Raw genomic sequence first — 17,861 nt, 5'->3', positions numbered from 1 at the left:
AAGACCGCAAGATCCCCTATCCTAATAGGAAACAATTTTGTCTATTTATTCATTGTTTTCAATATTTTTTATCTTACTACCGTTCACTTTAAATGAAAAAAATGTTTTTATCACCGAAAAATGGGTGAAAAGTTTCATGCGGGATGCCGAAAGATTCCAGTTTATTTACAGGGATATTTTTGCGGGATGCCGCAATCATTTCCACTAAACATTATTTACAGAAAAATAAAAATTTTTAAACCAAACTGCTGCGTTCAATCTTTTTTTATTGCTGAATGCAATTTACAATCTTTACATGACTATGTGTACCGCGCAAAAACCGAAAAAAAGGCAAAAAAAAGACACCCTTGCGAAGAGCGTCTTACAACGATTCTTTCATGACATTTTTGTCGATATCAATCAATTCCATATAGCCTTTCCCCCACTCATACATCGCTTCAAGAATAGGCATGAGGCTTTCTCCATGCGGGGTCAGAGAATACTCAACCTTCGGCGGGACAACCGGATACACTTCCCTGTGAACAATCATATCCTGCTCAAGCTCTCTCAGCTGATTCACGAGGATCTTCTGCGTAATATCAGGAATCAATGTTTTTAATTCATTGAACCGCTTTGTGCCTTCTTTTCCTAAATGCCATAAAATGAGCATCTTCCATTTACCGCCAATCACTGCAAGCGTTAATTCCTTCTCACAATTAAACCTTTTGTCGTCCATCCGGCTCAATAGAATCCCCCCTTAGTAACCTTTTTGTATGTTAGATACGTATCATCACTTACTTACTTTTTTTGCAGACTCTTTTTTCATTATACTCACTCATAAAATCAAGCGAAAGAAATCTGATTGTCTCTCCTCACAGTATCCTCCAAGTAACTTGTTGACTTCAAAGTGCCTACTTCTCATCAAATAAGAGAACCTATAGAATGAAAAATAATTCGAAAAAGGGAGTGGATCAACAATGGAATTACAGCTTGCATTAGACCTCGTCAACATCCCGGAAGCCATTGAGCTCGTCAAAGAGGTAGAACAATACATCGACGTAGTTGAAATCGGAACACCGGTCGTCATTAATGAAGGCCTAAGAGCCGTTAAAGAAATAAAAGAAGCATTTCCTCAATTGAAGGTTCTTGCAGACCTGAAAATCATGGATGCCGGAGGCTACGAAATTATGAAAGCGTCGGAAGCAGGCGCTGACATCATCACCGTTTTAGGGGCTACAGACGATGCAACGATTAAAGGCGCAGTAGAAGAAGCCAAAAAACAAAAGAAGAAAATCTTAGTGGACATGATTAACGTGAAAGATATCGAATCCCGTGCGAAAGAAATTGACGCACTAGGCGTTGACTACATCTGCGTCCACACTGGCTATGATCTTCAAGCAGAGGGCAAAAACTCTTTCGAAGAATTAACGACAATCAAAAATACCGTAAAAAACGCAAAAACCGCAATCGCGGGCGGCATCAAACTTGATACACTGCCAGAAGTGATCAAGCAAAACCCTGACCTTGTCATTGTTGGGGGCGGAATTACAAGCGCAGCTGATAAGGCTGAAACAGCTTCAAAAATGAAGCAGCTGATTGTCCAAGGATAACTCCTATGAAAACGACTGAATACGTAGCGGAAATTCTCAATGAGTTACACAATTCAGTAGCTTATATTTCTAATGAAGAAGCTGACCAGCTTGCCGATCACATTCTTTCATCCCACCAAATTTTCACCGCGGGTGCGGGGCGGTCTGGCCTGATGGCAAAATCCTTCGCGATGAGACTGATGCACATGGGCTTCAACGCCCATATTGTAGGTGAGATTCTCACTCCGCCGCTCGCCAAAGGAGATCTAGTTATTATCGGCTCAGGATCAGGCGAGACAAAAAGCTTGATTCATACCGCAGCAAAAGCAAAAAGCTTACACGGAATTGTTGCCGCTTTAACCATCAATCCGGAATCAAGCATCGGAAAACAAGCGGACCTCATCATCAGAATGCCTGGTTCTCCTAAAGACCAGTCAAACGGAAGCTATAAAACCATTCAGCCAATGGGATCATTATTTGAACAAACTTTGCTGCTATTCTATGATGCAGTGATTTTAAAACTCATGGAGAAAAAAGGACTCGATTCTGAAACTATGTTCACTCACCACGCAAACCTTGAATAGCATCACACAAACCGGCCTGAAGATCAGGCCGGTTTTATTTTTTCTAAAATAAAACTTTAAACCCAAAAACCCGATAAGTAATATGACCTACAAATCATAAAGGGAGGAATTATGTTGATAAAACGACTTGAGATGAAGCTAGGAACTAAAATTCTTTGCCTCGTTTTCGTGGTGATTCTTTTGTTTTCGGCATCAGTTGGCACTGTGATGCTTAAGGAAATTACAGAAAGCATGAAACAAATGGCAACTGAAAAAGCGAAAGGTGATCTCGCTTTAAGCAGCACTTATATTGATGATGTCATGTCAGGCGACTGGCAGGTGAAAAACAATAAGCTCTATAAAGGGCAAACACAAATCAATGGAAATGAAGATATTGTTGATCTGCTTGGCGAAAAAACAGGTGATACCATTACCATTTTCCAAGGCGATACTCGTGTTGCAACCAATGTCATGAAGAATGGCGAAAGAGCTGTCGGCACCCAGGCTTCTTCTGAAGTTATTGCCGCTGTTTTAAAGAAAGGAAAGCGTTTTTACGGACAAGCAGATGTAGCAGGTTCTTCTTATCAGACTGCATACATGCCGTTAAAAGATCAAAATGGGAACATCATCGGCATGCTGTATACCGGAGCTAATCAAAGTATTTTAACATCACTTACACAATCACTTTTCACTCAATTCGCTATCGTTCTTGTTATCGTCATTATGGTATCAGTCATCCTTGTCTTGGTTTTCACCAGAAAAATCAACAAGCGGCTGAACGCTTTAAAAAGCGCCTTTGAAAGTGCCGGAAACGGAGATATGACAATAGAGGTGTCAGACAAAACCGGTGACGAGCTATCAGAACTAAGCGTCTATTATAATAAGATGAGAATGAAGCTGAACGATACCATACAAACCGTACAACAATCAGCCCTTCAGCTTGCGTCAGCCTCTCAGCAGCTCTCAGCCGGAGCAGAGGAAACAAATCAAGCTTCAGAAAAGATCACAGAAGCTGTACAGCAGATTGCAAATGGAGCCCAAGATCAGATCACCCGAATTGAAAACAGTGAAAGCTCATTAAAACAAGCTTCAGCAGACATCCGGGATATTTCTGCAAATACTGCCGCTATCGCTGACAAAGGGCAGCTCGCGCAATCAAAAGCAGACATTGGGCAAAAGGAAATTGCAAATGTACAGGCGCAAATGGATGCGATTCACCAGTCAATTCAGAAAAGCGGAGAAATCATACACCAGTTAGACGGCCGCTCTAAACAAATTGAGCAAATTTTATCGGTCATCACCCAAATTGCCGATCAGACAAACCTGCTTGCGCTGAATGCAGCAATTGAAGCTGCCAGAGCCGGTGAACAAGGAAAAGGCTTTGCTGTTGTTGCTGATGAAGTACGTAAATTAGCGGAAGAGTCTCAACAGTCTGCGGGGCAGATTTCAAAACTGATCATAGAAATACAAAATGATATGAACCGGTCTGCAAGATCTGTTGAGCATGTGAAAACAGAAGCTGCAGAAGGGGTCACCATGATCCAGCGCACCAGAGATGCATTTAAGGAAATTGCAGCTGCAACAGGTGAAATCAGCGCCGAGATTAGTGATTTATCAGCATCTGTAACAAACATTTCAGCCAGTGCACATCATATAAATGATTCCTTTGCAGCCAATACGGCCGACATTAAAGAATCTACTAAAAATACCCGGCAAGCGGCTGCATTAACAGAGGAGCAATTTGCTGCAATGGAGGAGATTACCGCAGCTTCTGAAACACTTTCTCAATTAGCTGAGGAGCTTACCGGTATCATAAGCCAATTTAAAATGATTAATCAAGCCGAAAACGGCTGATGACTTACTATCATTATTGTAAATTGGCAATCGTATTTTGCTGAAAACAAATATTTCGACCTGCTAAAATTACGATTTTTGCAATAAACTGAGCGTAAAACATAAAATTTAAACCTTTACACCAAATGCTTTCTGGATTACTCTTGTGTCAGTTTTAAAAGCGGGAGGTGAACATCACGACGGACATCATAAAAACAATACTTCTCGTCATCGTCATCATAGCAGCTGCAGCTGTCGGCCTGATAAAAGGAGACTTTTTCTCAGCTGATCAAAAAACGTCTCAAACGAAAGAATATGATGAAACAATCTCCTTCCCTTCTGACCGTTATCCCGAAACGGCCAAGCATATTAAGGATGCGATAAATGAGGGGCACTCAGAGGTGTGCACTATCGACAGAGACGGAGCTGAGGAACGCCGCGAGCAATCATTAAAGGACGTACCTTCCAAAAAGGGGTATGACAGAGATGAATGGCCAATGGCCATGTGCAAAGAAGGCGGTGAGGGAGCTTCTGTAGAATACATTTCTCCCGCTGACAACCGCGGAGCAGGCTCTTGGGTCGGGCATCAGCTTACCGATTACCCAGACGGCACAAAGGTTTTATTCACAATTCAGTAAACAGTACATAGAGGAGGAACAGCACATTGATCAAATCATGGAAGCCGCAAGAACTTTCGATTTCATATCATCAATTTACTGTATTTCAAAAGGATTCTACACCTCCTGTAATGGATTGGACTGACGAAGCGATTGAAAAAGGATATGCTGCGGCAGACGGAGCCATTTCCTTTGAGGCACAGCGAAATACAAAGGCCTTTATTCTTTTGCGCCTGAACAGTTCAGAAACAGTAAACTCCTACGAAACAAAAGTGACTGTTCCTTTTCATGTCACAGAAAACGGAATTCATATTGAAAGCATCATGTCTAAAAGACTGTCCTTTGATCTGCCTAAAGGAGACTATCAATTGACATGCTGGACTGTGCCGGCTGAAATGTCAGATTTGCACGCCGACACTTATATTATTGATGCTGTTTCTGTGTAATGAAAAACCCCTGAGAGAATAACTCTCAGGGACTCTTTATATACTTTCTCCGTTTGTCTTGATGACATCTTGATACCAATAAAAGCTTTTTTTCTTCAAGCGTTTTAAATCGTATGTGCTTTCTTCATCACGATTGACATATACAAATCCGTATCTTTTTTGGTAGCCGTTCAGCCAGCTTAACAGATCAGTAAACGACCAGCTGCAATAGCCGATTAAATCGACACCGTCACTGATGGCTTGTCTGCATTGCTCAAGATGCGAACGCAAATAATCAATTCGATAATCATCCTGTACAGTGCCGTTCTCAACTTTATCAAATTCACCCAAACCGTTCTCTGTTATAAACACTGGAAGCTGATAGCGGCTTGTAATTCGGCGAAGACCGATACGCAGCCCAATTGGGTCAATTGTCCAATCCCAGTTGCTCGTTGTCAGATGCGGATTTTTTTTCGTTTTGAACACTCCGGGTATCCCCGTCTCCTGATTGGTTCCCTTTTGGCCTGTCGTATTCATTTTCCCTTCAGACACACCATCAAGCGGATTTCGTTCATAGGTGATCGTCTGATAATAATTGACACCTATAAAATCAGGCTTCCCTTTGGCAAGCAGCTCCATATCTCCTGCTTCGATTTTCGGCGCCCATCCCTGTTTTTCCAAGTAGCGGAATGGAATTTGCGGGTAGGTTCCCCAGCAATACATGTCAAGCCACCAATTGTTCATAAATTCTTCGGCGTTTTCAAATGCCAGTATATCCTCTGGATGGCTTGATAAAGGGTAAGCCGGAGAATAAGCAAAGCTAGGACCTATTTTGCCTTCAGGCACATATTCTCTAAATGATTCGATGGCTTTTGCATTAGCCAGAAACGCAATATGATTTGCTTCGTAAAATCGTTTTCTGTCTTTCACTCCAGGCGGATGCATGGCTGTAATAAATCCGTGATTAAAATTGTAGTTCTGTTCATTTAACGTAACCCAATATTTCACCCTGTCTCCAAAACGTTTATAAAGAGTAATACAGTAGTGATTAAAATCCTCTATGATGTTTCTGGATTCAAACCCGCCGTATTCGTCCATAAGCGCTTGAGGCAAATCCCAGTGATATAAAGTCAGAACCGGCTCGATGTGATGAGAAAGCAATTCATCAATCAGACTATCGTAAAACGCTAGACCTGCTTCATTGATCTCTCCTTTTCCTTTTGGAAAAACCCGTGGCCAGCTGACGGAAAATCGATATGCTTTTAACCCCATCTCAGCCATCAGAGCGACATCTTCTTTAAATCGGTGATAATGGTCAACCGCAATCTCGCCATTGGTTCCTTTAAACGTTTTGCCCGGTATTTTCGTAAACACATCCCAAACAGAAGGGCCTTTGCCATCTTCATTCCAAGCGCCTTCAATCTGGTACGCTGCTGAAGCAGAGCCCCACAAAAAATGTTTCGGAAAAGATTCTGGATGCTGGTGGATCATAGTTTTTATCACTCCTGAATTATTGATAAACCTATCATAGGCTATGAAACGCGTTTCATATCAACTCGATGTTAGTCGCGGAACAGCTCAGCTAATATTTTTTCTCTTTGTCCAAGAAAATATCGTGTTAATTGAACATGCTCTGTATTCTCATATTCAATATGATGTATTCTTCCACCATCAAAGCTTAAAATATTAGCATTGGGATAGCCCAGTAGGATTGGGGAGTGAGTCGCAATGATCATCTGTACATTTCCGCCCTTCACCAAATCATGTATAACTCTCAAAAAAGCTAATTGTCTAGCTGGAGAAAGTGCTGCTTCTGGCTCATCTAAAAGGTAAATCGCTTTCTCTTTAAAACGATGACGGAATAGAGACATAAAGGACTCTCCATGTGATTGATTGTGTAGCGGCCTCCCTCCATAGGAACGGTATGGCTGAGGAGCATCTAGTTCCATCTCATCCAGATGAAGAGAAAGATGATAAAACGATTCAGCCCTTAAGAAGAAGCCATTTGTTACCTTTGGAAGCCAAGATAAACGTATGTAATCTCCTAAATGGGAATCTGACTCCCGTAATTCATAGACATTATTTCGGCTTCCGCCCGCTGTATTGAATTCACACTTATCTGCTATCGCTTCAAGCAAAGTAGATTTTCCAGATCCATTTTCCCCCACAAAAAAAGTCACTTGGCTAGTAAATAAGATGTCATTTAATTGACTTATAGCCGGGATAGTAAAAGGAAATCTGTCAAAGTCCAAAATCCTATCTCGAAGAAGAGTAACCTTTTTTAAAAACATAGCATCTCCTTTCTATACTCAGTTAAATAATATATTGAGAAAGATCTTCTGCATCCATAAAAACATAGCCCATCCTAGTATTCCAACACATAATGCAAACCAAAACGGCACATGAATTTTCAGCAAAAAAGCCAAAATAGCTAGTAAACAAACTGTAGCTGGGATTCCTGTAAGCACACCAGATGCAAATTGACTTAATTGAGCTGTTTTTTCACCTTGTATTTGCATCCAAAAAAGGCTTAATAAGCTGACCAAGGGCAAAGCAGCAATGATGCCGCCATAGGTCGGATGTCTTTTTGATATTTCAGTAACAAAACCGATAATCAACGCAGAGATGATTACTTTACTTAAAACTGCCATTGTTTAGCTTCCCTACTTAAAAGTTCAAATGCCTGTTCAAGTAATTTCTTTTCTGATGTGCTCATTCGTTCAATTATTTCTTTTAATTTCTCTTTATCTAGCTGTGTATGCTGTTCAAGAACAGATCTTCCTTCTTGTGTTAAGAAAACTAAAACTTTTCGTTCATCCTGTTGACTTCGCCGTTTAGCTATAAATCCCTTTTGAATCAAACGTTTAGTATGCTCTGACGCCGTATTGTGAGAGACAGACAAGTATTCAGCCAAAGCTCCTATTGTTGCCTCACCTTGCTTTTCAATATGCTGCATAATCCGTATTGCCTGGTGAGAAATATTATCTTTATGTTGATAATGTAATAAATAATAAATATCTGTCCACTGCTGATTAAGTTTAGAGATTAAATCCATTTCCATCATTATACACCCCATTTATATCTTATTATAAGATATAATCAACAAAAGCGATATATTTTTCCGGAAAATTCATTCAGTAACTTTTAACAATAAAAAAGCACCCAATTCCAATTGGATGCTTACCATTTTAATGTCTTTTTTCAAATTTATGCGGATGAGGATGGTGCTTTGGAACAAAGCCGTTTTGTTTCATCATTTCAAAGTGTTTGTCCAAGTGATTTTTGATGTGTTCTCCTCTTTCTTTAGGCAGGATACCGTATTGTACATACTTTGAGATCACGTCTTTGCGCTTTTTAAGAATCTCTGCTTCCAGTTGTTCAATCTCTTTCTTTTGCTGATCTGTCAGTGTAACATTTGCGGGTGGCTGCTGCTGTTTTTCAGCGGCCTCAGCTGTACCGGTCAGAGAAATGACAGCCGCTGCAATGAACATTGTGATAATGTTGATGGTTATTCGTTTCATCCAGTTTATTCCTCCAATCCTATTTTTCATATGTTTTGCTGCCTTGTATTTTTTATGCATAAAAATAAAAAGAGCGAACCATTATTCGCTCTTTCTAATCTCTTCGTCAGCATTAAGTTCTTCTTCACCTGGTGTCGCATAAGTGACATATGTTCCCGCGATTAAATCATGCAGGGTCCGTTTGTCTTCTCGTACGGCAATCAGAATCAGGCTGGCGATCAAGCCGAGTCCGAAGGTTATAACGTAAACCAGGCCGGCTACAATAACCCGTAAAAACATTGTTAACAGACTGACCTGTGATCCGTCTTTTTTTACGATTCTGATTCCGCAGATCCTTTTTCCGATAAGATAACCGCGCCAAAACACCGGCAGCAAAATAGAATACAGCAGAACAACCAAACTGATGAACATGCTGTCGTTTGGGTCTTTTCCTGTAATCAGCCAATAGATCAGCAAAAGCGGCACGGAGACTATAATATAGTCTAACAATGCAGCTCCAAGTCTGATCCAAAATCCGGCTGGTTTGTAAATATTCATTTGACTCCCCATTATGGTTTAAATGTTTCCATTTTCTTTCTCATCGGATATATCATATGTCTTAGGGGCATCAGCAAGACTTAAATTTATTCTGAAGATCGATTTCATGCTTCTTGACCATTTCTTACGGTATTGGCATAGAGGAATAACTGATCTTCTGCATCCATCACGTCCACATGTGTTTCCTTGGTACGTCTGGCATTCATCCTTGGACAACTCCTTTTTTCATCACCTCTTCCCTTCATAGACGCTTTTAAACACCCACCTATGCTTTTTGTATACACAATTCGAACTTTTTGAAAACGCGATCAACATATTGCAACCCCTTATGTTCAATGCTATCTTTTTAGTTGATTAACAGATTGGGGGAAATATAGGTGAAATCATTCAAGCAATCCAAAGCCGTTATATTCAGTTTCACAATGGCTTTCTTTCTTATATTGGCAGCCTGTTCCGGCAAAAATGAAGCCGATTCCAAGGATACAGGCTGGGAGCAAATCAAGGACAAAGGGAAAATCGTAGTCGCTACATCAGGTACGCTTTATCCCACTTCTTATCATGATACCGACTCTGGCTCCGATAAGCTGACGGGCTACGAGGTTGAAGTCGTTCGTGAAGCGGCAAAACGCCTGGGACTGAAGGTTGAGTTCAAGGAGATGGGCATTGACGGGATGCTGACAGCGGTGAACAGCGGACAGGTTGACGCAGCCGCGAATGACATCGATGTGACGAAGGACCGCGAGAAGAAGTTCGCATTTTCTACTCCATATAAATATTCATACGGTACGGCAATTGTCCGTAAAGACGATTTATCCGGGATTAAAACGCTTAAGGATTTAAAAGGGAAGAAAGCGGCTGGCGCGGCTACGACCGTCTACATGGATGTCGCGAGAAAATACGGCGCCAAAGAAGTGATTTATGATAATGCGACGAATGAGCAATATTTAAAAGATGTTGCCAACGGACGCACTGACGTCATTTTAAACGACTATTACCTGCAGACACTTGCGCTCGCGGCATTCCCGGATCTCAACATTACAATTCATCCTGACATCAAGTACATGCCGAACAAACAGGCCCTTGTCATGAAAAAAAGCAATGAGGCACTTCAGAAAAAGATGAACGAAGCATTGAAAGAGATGAGCAAGGATGGCTCTTTGACTAAACTGTCGAAACAATTCTTCAATAAAGCAGATGTATCAAAAAAAATTGATGCCGACGTTCAGGACGTTGATTTGTAATCGGACGCCATGATCAATAGCATTCAATGGGAATATATTTTCAACACGAAGCTGGCTATTGAATCGTTCCCTTATGTCATAAAAGGCATTGGGTATACACTGCTCATCTCTTTTGTAAGCATGTTTGCGGGAACTGTGATCGGCCTGTTCATATCACTCGCCAGAATGTCTAAGATTGCTTTGTTAAGATGGCCGGCGAAGCTCTATATCTCATTTATGCGGGGCGTTCCGATTTTAGTGATTTTGTTTATCCTTTATTTCGGGTTTCCTTATATCGGCATTCAATTTTCCGCTATCACGGCTGCTTTAATCGGCTTTAGCCTTAACAGCGCCGCCTACATTGCGGAAATTAACCGTTCAGCCATTTCATCCGTCGAAAAAGGACAGTGGGAAGCCGCATCCTCGCTGGGTCTTTCCTATTGGCAGACGATGAGGGGCATCATTTTGCCGCAATCGATACGTATTGCGCTGCCTCCGCTTGCCAATGTATTGCTCGACTTAATCAAGGCGTCATCTCTCGCTGCGATGATTACAGTGCCGGAATTGCTCCAGCATGCGAAAATCATCGGGGGCAGAGAGTTTGATTATATGACCATGTATATTCTGACCGCTCTCATTTATTGGGCCATCTGCTCCATTGCCGCGGTCTTTCAGAATATCCTTGAGAAAAAATACGCTCATTATGTTTAAACAAACGTTTCATTAAAAAAAGCCGTTCCCCATGGGACGGCTTTTTTTCTATTGATTCAGCTTCCATTTAAACGGGTCCTCAAACAGCGACCAGTCGGAATCAAATTCATACTCAGTCAACAGGCATTGATCAAGCTCTTTCGTGATCGTTTCTTCATCCAGGTCAGTTCCGATAAAAACTAGCTGCGTTAGGCGGTCGCCGAACTCCGGGTCCCACTCCTCCAGGATTTCCGGCTCCTGCTGTTTGACTTGCTCCTGCTCAAGCTTCGGCAGCGCCGCCACCCAATAAGATACAGGCTCAATCGTAACCGACGGACCTGCTTGCGACATCAGCAAAGCGAGGTTGTTATGAGATGCGCACCAGACGATTCCTTTGGCACGAACCACGTTCTTTGGCATTTGATCTATCCATTGATAAAACCGTGTAGAATGAAACGGCAAACGTCTCTTATATACAAATGAAGAGATACCGTATTCTTCTGTTTCCGGGGTGTGTTCCGCATGGCCTGCCGTCAGCTCTTGAATCCAGCCCGCCGATCCGCTCGCTTCCTCGAAGTTAAATAACCCTGTATGCAAAATCTCCTGCGGTTTTACATTTCCTTTGACGGAACGAATGAACTTGGCTCTTGGCTGCAGTTTACGAAGAACGTTTTCAAGCTGTTCGAGCTCTTGCTCGCTGACCAAATCACATTTATTTAAGATCAGTACATCGCAAAACTCAATTTGATCGATCAAGAGGTCGGCGATTTCTCTTTCATCCTCTTCCCCCAATGCTTCTTTGCGGTCCAGAAGGCTTTCGCCTGACTGATAATCATGCCAAAAACGGTTGGCATCAACCACTGTCACCATCGTATCCAGCTGACAGAATTTTGTAAGATCGATTCCCATTTCTTCATCGATATAAGAGAAAGTCTGGGCCACCGGGATCGGTTCACTGATTCCTGTCGATTCGATGACGATATAATCAAACCGTCCGTCTTTTGCCAGCTTCTCAACTTCAATTAATAAGTCTTCGCGAAGCGTGCAGCAAATGCAGCCGTTTGACATTTCCACAAGCTTTTCATCTGTTCTGGAAAGGCCCCCTTCCTGCTTAACCAAGCCCGCGTCAATGTTCACCTCGCTCATATCGTTTACGATAACCGCTATTTTCAAGCCTTCGCGATTTTGCAGAATGCTGTTCAGCAATGTTGTTTTTCCCGCACCGAGATAACCGCTCAGTACGGTAACCGGAATTTTTTTCATAATAATGCCTCCATTAAAATAGAATGATTACGATTTAAATTGTATACTTTGCCATATGTACAATGGTGTAGAGCAGCTTTTCGCGCTCATTTCTCGCTGCCGCCCGATTTATAAATCAGTAAAGGCTCCAACCGCGTTTAATCCTTTTCCCCATCGCAAATCCCTGCCCTTGCCGACAGCAAGATCCTTAATCGATGCCTTTCCGCTTTTCACAGATGCACAGACAATGATAAGCCATTTATCATAAAACGTAATTGTTACGATTTAAATTGTATGGTCTTTTTTCCTTTTTGTCAACGGTTTTCAATTCAGCTGATCACCACTTTTGTATGTTCAGGGATATTTTCATATATCCATTTTGCATCTGGAATGATCAGCCTGATACAACCGTGAGATGCTTTCGTTCCTAGTTTTTCTGCTTCCGTTTTGATGACTTTTTGATCCTTTGTCATTGGCACACTATGAAATAGAAATTCGCCGTGGTTTTTCCATGATACCCAGTATTCTGCGCCTTCCTGGTATCCTTCGGAGAAAAACCATTCTCCCCGTTCAGGCTCTACATAAAAGGTGCCCTTTGGCGTAGCATCATCTTTTGTTTGATCAAGACCAGAAGAGATCATCATTGTATAGATAGTGTTGCTTCCTTCCTTGATGTAAGCCTTCTGCTCCTTCACATTCACATCAATCCAGACATGCTTCTGTTTAATATCCGGGTATTCTCCGCCCGAAGGCTTCGTCCAATCAATGCTTGTTTTTGCTGTTTTTCGAACATCCGTTATGTTTTCGACCGTTTTCTTTGTATTGATACTTGCGTGTTCTTCTGCATGATCGGAGCAGGCTGACAGCAGGCTGGCTGGCATAAGAACTGCAACAATGAATAATGAGAGTTTCATATTCTATCCACTTCCTTCGAAAAACACAGCTTCGCATAGGCATCGTGGAGATGGATCGATTCTTCATTTCGGCATTCAATCTCAAAGGCTGACACCCATTCAAGCTCAAACAAATCAGCAGCAATCAGCCGGACGAGATCCTCAACAAATCTCGGGTTTTCATAGGCCGTTTCTGTCACGGCTTTTTCATCAGGCCGCTTCAATACCGGATGCAGTCTCGCAGAAGCATTTGATTCTGCGGCGTGAAGCAAATCAGCTTTAACATCACTTGGCAGCGATGCGGCCGGGTGAATATCCGCCCAAATGCTGACCGTTCCCCTCTGATTATGGGCACTGTATTCGCTGATTTCCTTGGAGCAAGGGCACAGAGTCGTTACTTTTGCTGAGATGCCGGCACGCTGTTTAAACGGCTGATCTTTGCGATAGGTGACAGACATGAATATATCAGCATGCATCAAACCCGCTTTCTCAAGCTTCGGGCTTTTCCGTTCGAAAAACCACGGAAACCTCACTTCAACTGTGGCAGATGATATGTCCATGTTTTCTGCAAGCTCTTTCGTAAATTGCTGAAGAGAGGAAAATGAGAGAACCCAGCCATTTTGATGATAGACTTGCAGCAGCTCTGTTAACCGGCTCATGTTAATCCCCTTCTGATTTCTCGGCAAATTACAAGTCATTGTAAAGTTCGCAGCCGTTGTTTGCTCGGCAGGCATCATGGCAGAAGTGATTGTGACTGGATGGGACACATTAGCTACACCTACATGCTGAATGTCAAAAAAATAATCCTTCCTGATATTTTGCAGGTCCTTCATTTTCTCTTTTTCCACTGGTTTCTCGCCTTTGATCGGACTGACCGATCCAAAGTATTGAAGACGCTCCGTTTTTTTCGGGAGCAGCGTATGTTGATTCATTCAGAAAACTCCTCTCGCTAACAAATCGTAATAATTACTATTTATTTTGATCGGTTCACTGTTGAAAATCAAGAGAAAATAAAAAAGACACGCACAAACGCGTGTCCGTCAAAACCCTAAACATCCGCCGGGCTGCTTTCCGCGCTCCAGCTTTTTCTCCAGTAATAGCCTGCGGCAAGCACAAGTGCAAATGCCAGCAGGGCGATACAGGAAAACGTGATAAAACCGATAGCATATGTGCCTGTCATCTGTTTGAGAGATCCTAAGATGTTCGGCAGGAAAAACCCACCGATTCCTCCGGCCGCACCGACAATTCCCGTCACCATGCCAATTTCTTTGCGAAAACGCTGCGGCACGAGCTGGAATACTGCACCGTTACCCATTCCGAGCCCCATCATTCCGACAAACAATAGAACAATAACCATTGAGAGAGATGGCAGGCTGCTGACTCCGGCCATACACAGTGCCACGATGACAAACAGTACAGAAAGAACTTTCGTGCCGCCGACACGATCCGAAATCAAGCCCCCGACAGGCCGGAAAAAGCTCCCCGCCGCCACACATAATGTAACGAAGTCCCCCGCATGAATTTTTGACAGCTGGTATTGATCAACAAAGAAAATAGATAAAAAGCTTGAGAGCCCGACAAATCCGCCAAATGTGACGCTGTACAGCAGGCAGAAAAACCATGTTTCCTTTTGCCCGAACACATGCAGATAGCTTTTGAGCGGCTGGGGAGACGGCTGTGCAGGAGAATCCTTTGCCATGGATACAAAAAGAATAAAGACGATCAATAATGGAATTAGCGCAATTCCCATGACAATGTGCCAGCCGAACTGCTCTGCCAGACGAGGGCCAAACAGGGTTGCAAACAACGTGCCGCTGTTCCCCGCTCCGGCAATCCCCATCGCAAGCCCCTGCAAATGAGGCGGATACCATCGGCTGGCCATAGGCAGCGCTACAGCAAAGCTTGCCCCCGCCACGCCAAGCAGAATCCCGATGGCATACAGCTCAGTCAGGGAACGGCCGCCGAATGTCCCCCAAAGCAGCGGAATCATCGTCACCAGCATCCCGATCACTGCCGTTTTTTTCGGTCCGATTCTGTCCGTTAAAATACCAAGAATGATACGAAACACTGATCCAGATAAAATCGGCACAGCTACGACAAGCCCTTTCTCAAAAGGAGACAGGCCAAAATCCTGAGAAATATAAACACCTAGCGCCCCAAGCATAACCCATATCATAAAACTGACATCAAAGTATAAAAAGGAACAGAGCAAAGTGAGTGGATGACCGCTAGTTTTCAGTTCCGACAGCTTCATAAGATTCCCCTTTCTAGACCCTCATTATTTTACATTTTCTGAATCAAGGATATAGGACCATTATTTTCTGGAAAAGACATGTGTAAGTTTTTGTGACACGTTTAATGCGTTAACAGTGCATTGTGACATAATTTTTAATAGGAGAAAACTTACGAGCTTCGCCAAAGGAGGTCTGATACATGAAGAAACAAAGATTGGTGTTAGCGGGAAACGGCATGGCCGGAATCCGCTGTATTGAAGAAGTATTAAAGCTGAATCGCCACATGTTTGAGATTGTCATTTTCGGAAGCGAGCCGCATCCCAATTACAATCGCATTCTCTTATCCTCTGTATTGCAGGGTGAAGCGTCACTCGATGATATTACACTGAACAGCAAGGATTGGTACGACAAGCACGGGATCACGCTTTACACAGGCGAAACGGTTATTCAAATTGATACAGATCAGCAGCAGGTCATCACAGATCGGAAACGCACTCTGTCGTATGACAAATTAATAGTGGCAACAGGCTCCTCCCCTCATATTCTCCCTATCCCCGGGGCAGACAAAAAAGGTGTCTATGGATTTCGGACAATAGAAGACTGCCAAGCGCTGATGAGGATGGCCCAGCACTTTCAAAAGGCTGCGGTAATCGGAGCCGGCTTATTAGGACTGGAAGCTGCAGTCGGTTTACAGCATCTCGGTATGGATGTCAGCGTCATTCACCACTCCGCCGGCATTATGCAAAAACAGCTCGATCAAACAGCGGCGCGGCTGCTGCAAACAGAGCTGGAACAAAAAGGCCTAACCTTTCTTTTGGAGAAAGACACCGTCTCCATTTCCGGCACCACGAAAGCAGACCGAATCCATTTTAAAGATGGCTCTTCATTAAAAGCAGACTTGATTGTGATGGCGGCCGGCGTCAAACCGAATATTGAATTGGCTGTATCTGCTGGAATCAAAGTGAACCGCGGGATCATCGTGAATGACTTCATGCAGACAAGCGAACCGAATATCTACGCCGTTGGTGAATGCGCTGAGCATAACGGAACGGTGTACGGATTGGTGGCTCCGCTTTATGAGCAGGGAAAAGTTCTCGCCAGTCATATTTGCGGCGTTCCATGTGAGGAATATCAAGGCTCAGCACCATCTGCGGCGTTAAAAATAGCTGGAATCGATGTGTGGTCAGCAGGAAAGATCCAAGAGGATGAACGCACGACGAGCATCAAAATCTACGACGAACAAGCAGGCGTTTATAAAAAAGCGCTTTTTGTAGATGACAAACTGGCCGGCGTTATTTTATTCGGAGACACCCGTGACAAGCAGCGGCTTCTCGACAGCCTGCTTAAACAACGAGACATCTCCATTGTCAAAAAGCAGATCATCGAACCGGAGACAAGCAGCACTTTATTTGAATCCATGCCTTCCAGTGAAACGATTTGCCAATGCAACACAGTGACGAAAGGCGCGATTGAAGATGCGGTGAACACGAAAAGCTTAACAACTGTTGAGGAAGTCAAGCACTGCACCAAAGCCTCTGGGTCCTGCGGAGGATGCAAACCGCTCGTTGAAGACCTTTTGAGGTACATGACCAACAGCGAATATACGAAGCCCGCCGGCACACTTTCGTTTTGCGGCTGTACTGATTTTACAGAAGACGACATCATCGCTGAGCTTCAGCGCAGGCCATTCACTAATCCGGCAGAAGTGATGAACCAGCTTGACTGGAAAACAAAAAAAGGATGCAGTACTTGTGTTCCTGCGATTCAATACTATCTGGAAATGCTGTACCCCGGGTTTGTACAGCCTGAGCCAGCCACTGAAGAGACATGCATCCTGATTCCGCAAATGTACGGGGGGCGGACAAACGCGGATCAGCTAAGAACCATCGCTAACATCATTGAGGCATACAGCATTTCCGACGTATCCATCACTCACGGCCAAAGGCTGAAGCTTTCCGGGATCAAGCCTGCGGATCTCCCGAACATGAAAAAAGACCTGAAAATGCCCGTTTACACTAATGAACACCGACACACGCTGCAAACCATCAAAGCATGTACATGCGGGCAAAATCGATCGATTCAGCAGCTGGCAGCCCAAATCGAAAGACAACTTGAGACGCTTCCCTTACCCGCTCCCATTTCTATCAGCTTATCATGTGAAACTGACTGCACCGATGCCGCCCTGCAAGATGTCGGCGCAATTCGGACACAAGCTGGCTGGGACATTCACATCGGCGGCGTCCGGGGAACTCATGCCCGTTCAGGAGCTCTGTTTTGCGTGACTGAGAACGAAGACAGCACTGCCGGCATGATCAAAGGACTGATCCAGTATTATCGGGAAACGGCTCATTACTTAGAAGCTGTTCATCAGTGGATAGACCGTCTCGGGATCGTTCATATCAGAGAAGTGCTATTCGAAGAAGACCTAAGGGCACAGCTGCTGGAAAGCCTCCAAACAGATCTGTCACTGATTCAAAACCCGACTGTAGAGACGGGCGCATATAAGAAAGGATGAGGC

At 43.4% G+C, this 17,861-nt stretch carries 20 protein-coding genes and 1 pseudogene; 8 read left to right on the top strand and 13 right to left on the bottom strand.

Annotation, left to right across the window (positions count from 1 at the left end; genetic code table 11):
• Positions 1-361 precede the first annotated feature (361 nt).
• On the bottom strand, positions 362-724 hold the full coding sequence (gene hxlR, locus NX903_RS01430) for a transcriptional activator HxlR (RefSeq protein WP_003246265.1): 363 nt from the start codon (positions 722-724) through the stop codon (positions 362-364).
• Between the two features lie 232 nt (positions 725-956).
• Between hxlR and hxlA the strand changes: the two genes are divergently transcribed.
• The 5 genes from hxlA (at position 957) to nin (ending at position 5,027) form a co-directional block, all read left to right on the top strand.
• On the top strand, positions 957-1,589 hold the full coding sequence (gene hxlA, locus NX903_RS01425) for a 3-hexulose-6-phosphate synthase (RefSeq protein ID WP_003234604.1): 633 nt from the start codon (positions 957-959) through the stop codon (positions 1,587-1,589).
• 5 nt (positions 1,590-1,594) lie between these two features.
• Positions 1,595-2,152 carry a 6-phospho-3-hexuloisomerase gene (hxlB, locus tag NX903_RS01420; protein ID WP_086343442.1) on the top strand — a complete coding sequence of 186 codons (558 nt, stop codon included), beginning with the start codon at positions 1,595-1,597 and terminating at the stop codon, positions 2,150-2,152.
• A 111-nt stretch (positions 2,153-2,263) separates the two neighbouring features.
• On the top strand, positions 2,264-3,985 hold the full coding sequence (gene tlpC / locus NX903_RS01415; protein ID WP_086343441.1) for a methyl-accepting chemotaxis protein TlpC: 1,722 nt from the start codon (positions 2,264-2,266) through the stop codon (positions 3,983-3,985).
• Positions 3,986-4,152: 167 nt separating this feature from the next.
• Positions 4,153-4,602: a DNA-entry nuclease gene (gene nucA / locus NX903_RS01410; RefSeq protein WP_124060108.1), complete on the top strand. Its 450-nt coding sequence runs from the start codon at positions 4,153-4,155 to the stop codon at positions 4,600-4,602.
• Between the two features lie 26 nt (positions 4,603-4,628).
• A complete protein-coding gene (nin, locus tag NX903_RS01405) occupies positions 4,629-5,027 on the top strand; it encodes a DNA-entry nuclease inhibitor (RefSeq protein ID WP_015252845.1) in 399 nt (132 codons plus the stop codon).
• Positions 5,028-5,063: 36 nt separating this feature from the next.
• Here the strand turns inward: nin and bglC are convergent, their stop codons facing one another.
• The 7 genes from bglC to NX903_RS01370 form a co-directional block, all read right to left on the bottom strand.
• On the bottom strand, positions 5,064-6,497 hold the full coding sequence (bglC, locus tag NX903_RS01400) for a 6-phospho-beta-glucosidase (protein ID WP_086343440.1): 1,434 nt from the start codon (positions 6,495-6,497) through the stop codon (positions 5,064-5,066).
• Between the two features lie 71 nt (positions 6,498-6,568).
• On the bottom strand, positions 6,569-7,297 hold the full coding sequence (locus tag NX903_RS01395) for an AAA family ATPase (RefSeq protein ID WP_128737496.1): 729 nt from the start codon (positions 7,295-7,297) through the stop codon (positions 6,569-6,571).
• An 18-nt stretch (positions 7,298-7,315) separates the two neighbouring features.
• Positions 7,316-7,657: a DUF3147 family protein gene (locus tag NX903_RS01390; protein ID WP_032724911.1), complete on the bottom strand. Its 342-nt coding sequence runs from the start codon at positions 7,655-7,657 to the stop codon at positions 7,316-7,318.
• Positions 7,645-8,067: a MarR family winged helix-turn-helix transcriptional regulator gene (locus tag NX903_RS01385; RefSeq protein ID WP_170939093.1), complete on the bottom strand. Its 423-nt coding sequence runs from the start codon at positions 8,065-8,067 to the stop codon at positions 7,645-7,647. Before NX903_RS01385 ends, NX903_RS01390 begins: the two co-directional genes overlap by 13 nt.
• A 127-nt stretch (positions 8,068-8,194) precedes the next feature.
• Positions 8,195-8,527 carry a YckD family protein gene (locus tag NX903_RS01380; RefSeq protein ID WP_015252849.1) on the bottom strand — a complete coding sequence of 111 codons (333 nt, stop codon included), beginning with the start codon at positions 8,525-8,527 and terminating at the stop codon, positions 8,195-8,197.
• 81 nt (positions 8,528-8,608) lie between these two features.
• Positions 8,609-9,064: an RDD family protein gene (locus tag NX903_RS01375; protein ID WP_064672016.1), complete on the bottom strand. Its 456-nt coding sequence runs from the start codon at positions 9,062-9,064 to the stop codon at positions 8,609-8,611.
• A gap of 18 nt (positions 9,065-9,082) precedes the next feature.
• On the bottom strand, positions 9,083-9,280 hold the full coding sequence (locus NX903_RS01370; RefSeq protein WP_144486850.1) for a hypothetical protein: 198 nt from the start codon (positions 9,278-9,280) through the stop codon (positions 9,083-9,085).
• Positions 9,281-9,441: 161 nt separating this feature from the next.
• On the opposite strand from NX903_RS01370, the gene NX903_RS01365 reads away from it, so the two are divergent.
• Together NX903_RS01365 and NX903_RS01360 are read left to right on the top strand one after the other, a co-directional pair.
• Positions 9,442-10,305, top strand: coding sequence for a transporter substrate-binding domain-containing protein (locus NX903_RS01365; protein WP_086343439.1), 864 nt, complete (start codon positions 9,442-9,444; stop codon positions 10,303-10,305).
• Positions 10,306-10,314: 9 nt separating this feature from the next.
• On the top strand, positions 10,315-10,995 hold the full coding sequence (locus tag NX903_RS01360) for an amino acid ABC transporter permease (RefSeq protein ID WP_086343438.1): 681 nt from the start codon (positions 10,315-10,317) through the stop codon (positions 10,993-10,995).
• A gap of 48 nt (positions 10,996-11,043) precedes the next feature.
• On the opposite strand, the gene zinU is transcribed toward NX903_RS01360, so the two are convergent.
• The 5 genes and pseudogenes from zinU to NX903_RS01335 all read right to left on the bottom strand — a co-directional run bounded on the left by zinU (position 11,044) and on the right by NX903_RS01335 (position 15,363).
• The gene (gene zinU, locus NX903_RS01355; RefSeq protein ID WP_041340105.1) at positions 11,044-12,237 is read right to left on the bottom strand and encodes a zinc metallochaperone ZinU; all 1,194 of its coding nucleotides are present in this window, start codon (positions 12,235-12,237) and stop codon (positions 11,044-11,046) included.
• Positions 12,238-12,264: 27 nt separating this feature from the next.
• Positions 12,265-12,450 (bottom strand): annotated as a pseudogene (locus NX903_RS01350) (hypothetical protein).
• A 95-nt stretch (positions 12,451-12,545) separates the two neighbouring features.
• Positions 12,546-13,130 (bottom strand): L,D-transpeptidase, encoded by a 585-nt coding sequence (locus NX903_RS01345; protein ID WP_086343437.1) that lies wholly within the window; start codon positions 13,128-13,130, stop codon positions 12,546-12,548.
• A complete protein-coding gene (folE2, locus tag NX903_RS01340) occupies positions 13,127-14,041 on the bottom strand; it encodes a GTP cyclohydrolase FolE2 (protein WP_086343436.1) in 915 nt (304 codons plus the stop codon). The genes NX903_RS01345 and folE2 overlap by 4 nt, the downstream gene beginning before the upstream one ends.
• A 116-nt stretch (positions 14,042-14,157) precedes the next feature.
• Positions 14,158-15,363 (bottom strand): MFS transporter, encoded by a 1,206-nt coding sequence (locus NX903_RS01335; RefSeq protein WP_003246358.1) that lies wholly within the window; start codon positions 15,361-15,363, stop codon positions 14,158-14,160.
• Positions 15,364-15,542: 179 nt separating this feature from the next.
• Between NX903_RS01335 and nasB the strand changes: the two genes are divergently transcribed.
• On the top strand, positions 15,543-17,858 hold the full coding sequence (nasB, locus tag NX903_RS01330) for an assimilatory nitrate reductase electron transfer subunit NasB (protein WP_086343435.1): 2,316 nt from the start codon (positions 15,543-15,545) through the stop codon (positions 17,856-17,858).
• The last annotated feature ends 3 nt before the right edge of the window (positions 17,859-17,861 follow it).

The organism is Bacillus sp. FSL R5-0576, from assembly GCF_038004765.1.
Classification (GTDB): domain Bacteria; phylum Bacillota; class Bacilli; order Bacillales; family Bacillaceae; genus Bacillus; species Bacillus subtilis.
This window is presented reverse-complemented; position numbering and strand designations above follow the sequence as displayed.

Bases quoted from the DNA above. Each gene is read 5' to 3' on its own strand.
- hxlA (WP_003234604.1), top strand. From the start codon at position 957: ATGGAATTACAGCTTGCATTAGACCTCGTCAACATCCCGGAAGCCATT.
- hxlB (WP_086343442.1), top strand. From the start codon at position 1,595: ATGAAAACGACTGAATACGTAGCGGAAATTCTCAATGAGTTACACAAT.
- tlpC (WP_086343441.1), top strand. From the start codon at position 2,264: ATGTTGATAAAACGACTTGAGATGAAGCTAGGAACTAAAATTCTTTGC.
- bglC (WP_086343440.1), bottom strand. From the start codon at position 6,497: ATGATCCACCAGCATCCAGAATCTTTTCCGAAACATTTTTTGTGGGGC.
- NX903_RS01395 (WP_128737496.1), bottom strand. From the start codon at position 7,297: ATGTTTTTAAAAAAGGTTACTCTTCTTCGAGATAGGATTTTGGACTTT.
- NX903_RS01390 (WP_032724911.1), bottom strand. From the start codon at position 7,657: ATGGCAGTTTTAAGTAAAGTAATCATCTCTGCGTTGATTATCGGTTTT.
- NX903_RS01385 (WP_170939093.1), bottom strand. From the start codon at position 8,067: ATGGAAATGGATTTAATCTCTAAACTTAATCAGCAGTGGACAGATATT.
- NX903_RS01380 (WP_015252849.1), bottom strand. From the start codon at position 8,527: ATGAAACGAATAACCATCAACATTATCACAATGTTCATTGCAGCGGCT.
- NX903_RS01375 (WP_064672016.1), bottom strand. From the start codon at position 9,064: ATGAATATTTACAAACCAGCCGGATTTTGGATCAGACTTGGAGCTGCA.
- NX903_RS01360 (WP_086343438.1), top strand. From the start codon at position 10,315: ATGATCAATAGCATTCAATGGGAATATATTTTCAACACGAAGCTGGCT.
- zinU (WP_041340105.1), bottom strand. From the start codon at position 12,237: ATGAAAAAAATTCCGGTTACCGTACTGAGCGGTTATCTCGGTGCGGGA.
- NX903_RS01345 (WP_086343437.1), bottom strand. From the start codon at position 13,130: ATGAAACTCTCATTATTCATTGTTGCAGTTCTTATGCCAGCCAGCCTG.
- folE2 (WP_086343436.1), bottom strand. From the start codon at position 14,041: ATGAATCAACATACGCTGCTCCCGAAAAAAACGGAGCGTCTTCAATAC.
- NX903_RS01335 (WP_003246358.1), bottom strand. From the start codon at position 15,363: ATGAAGCTGTCGGAACTGAAAACTAGCGGTCATCCACTCACTTTGCTC.
- nasB (WP_086343435.1), top strand. From the start codon at position 15,543: ATGAAGAAACAAAGATTGGTGTTAGCGGGAAACGGCATGGCCGGAATC.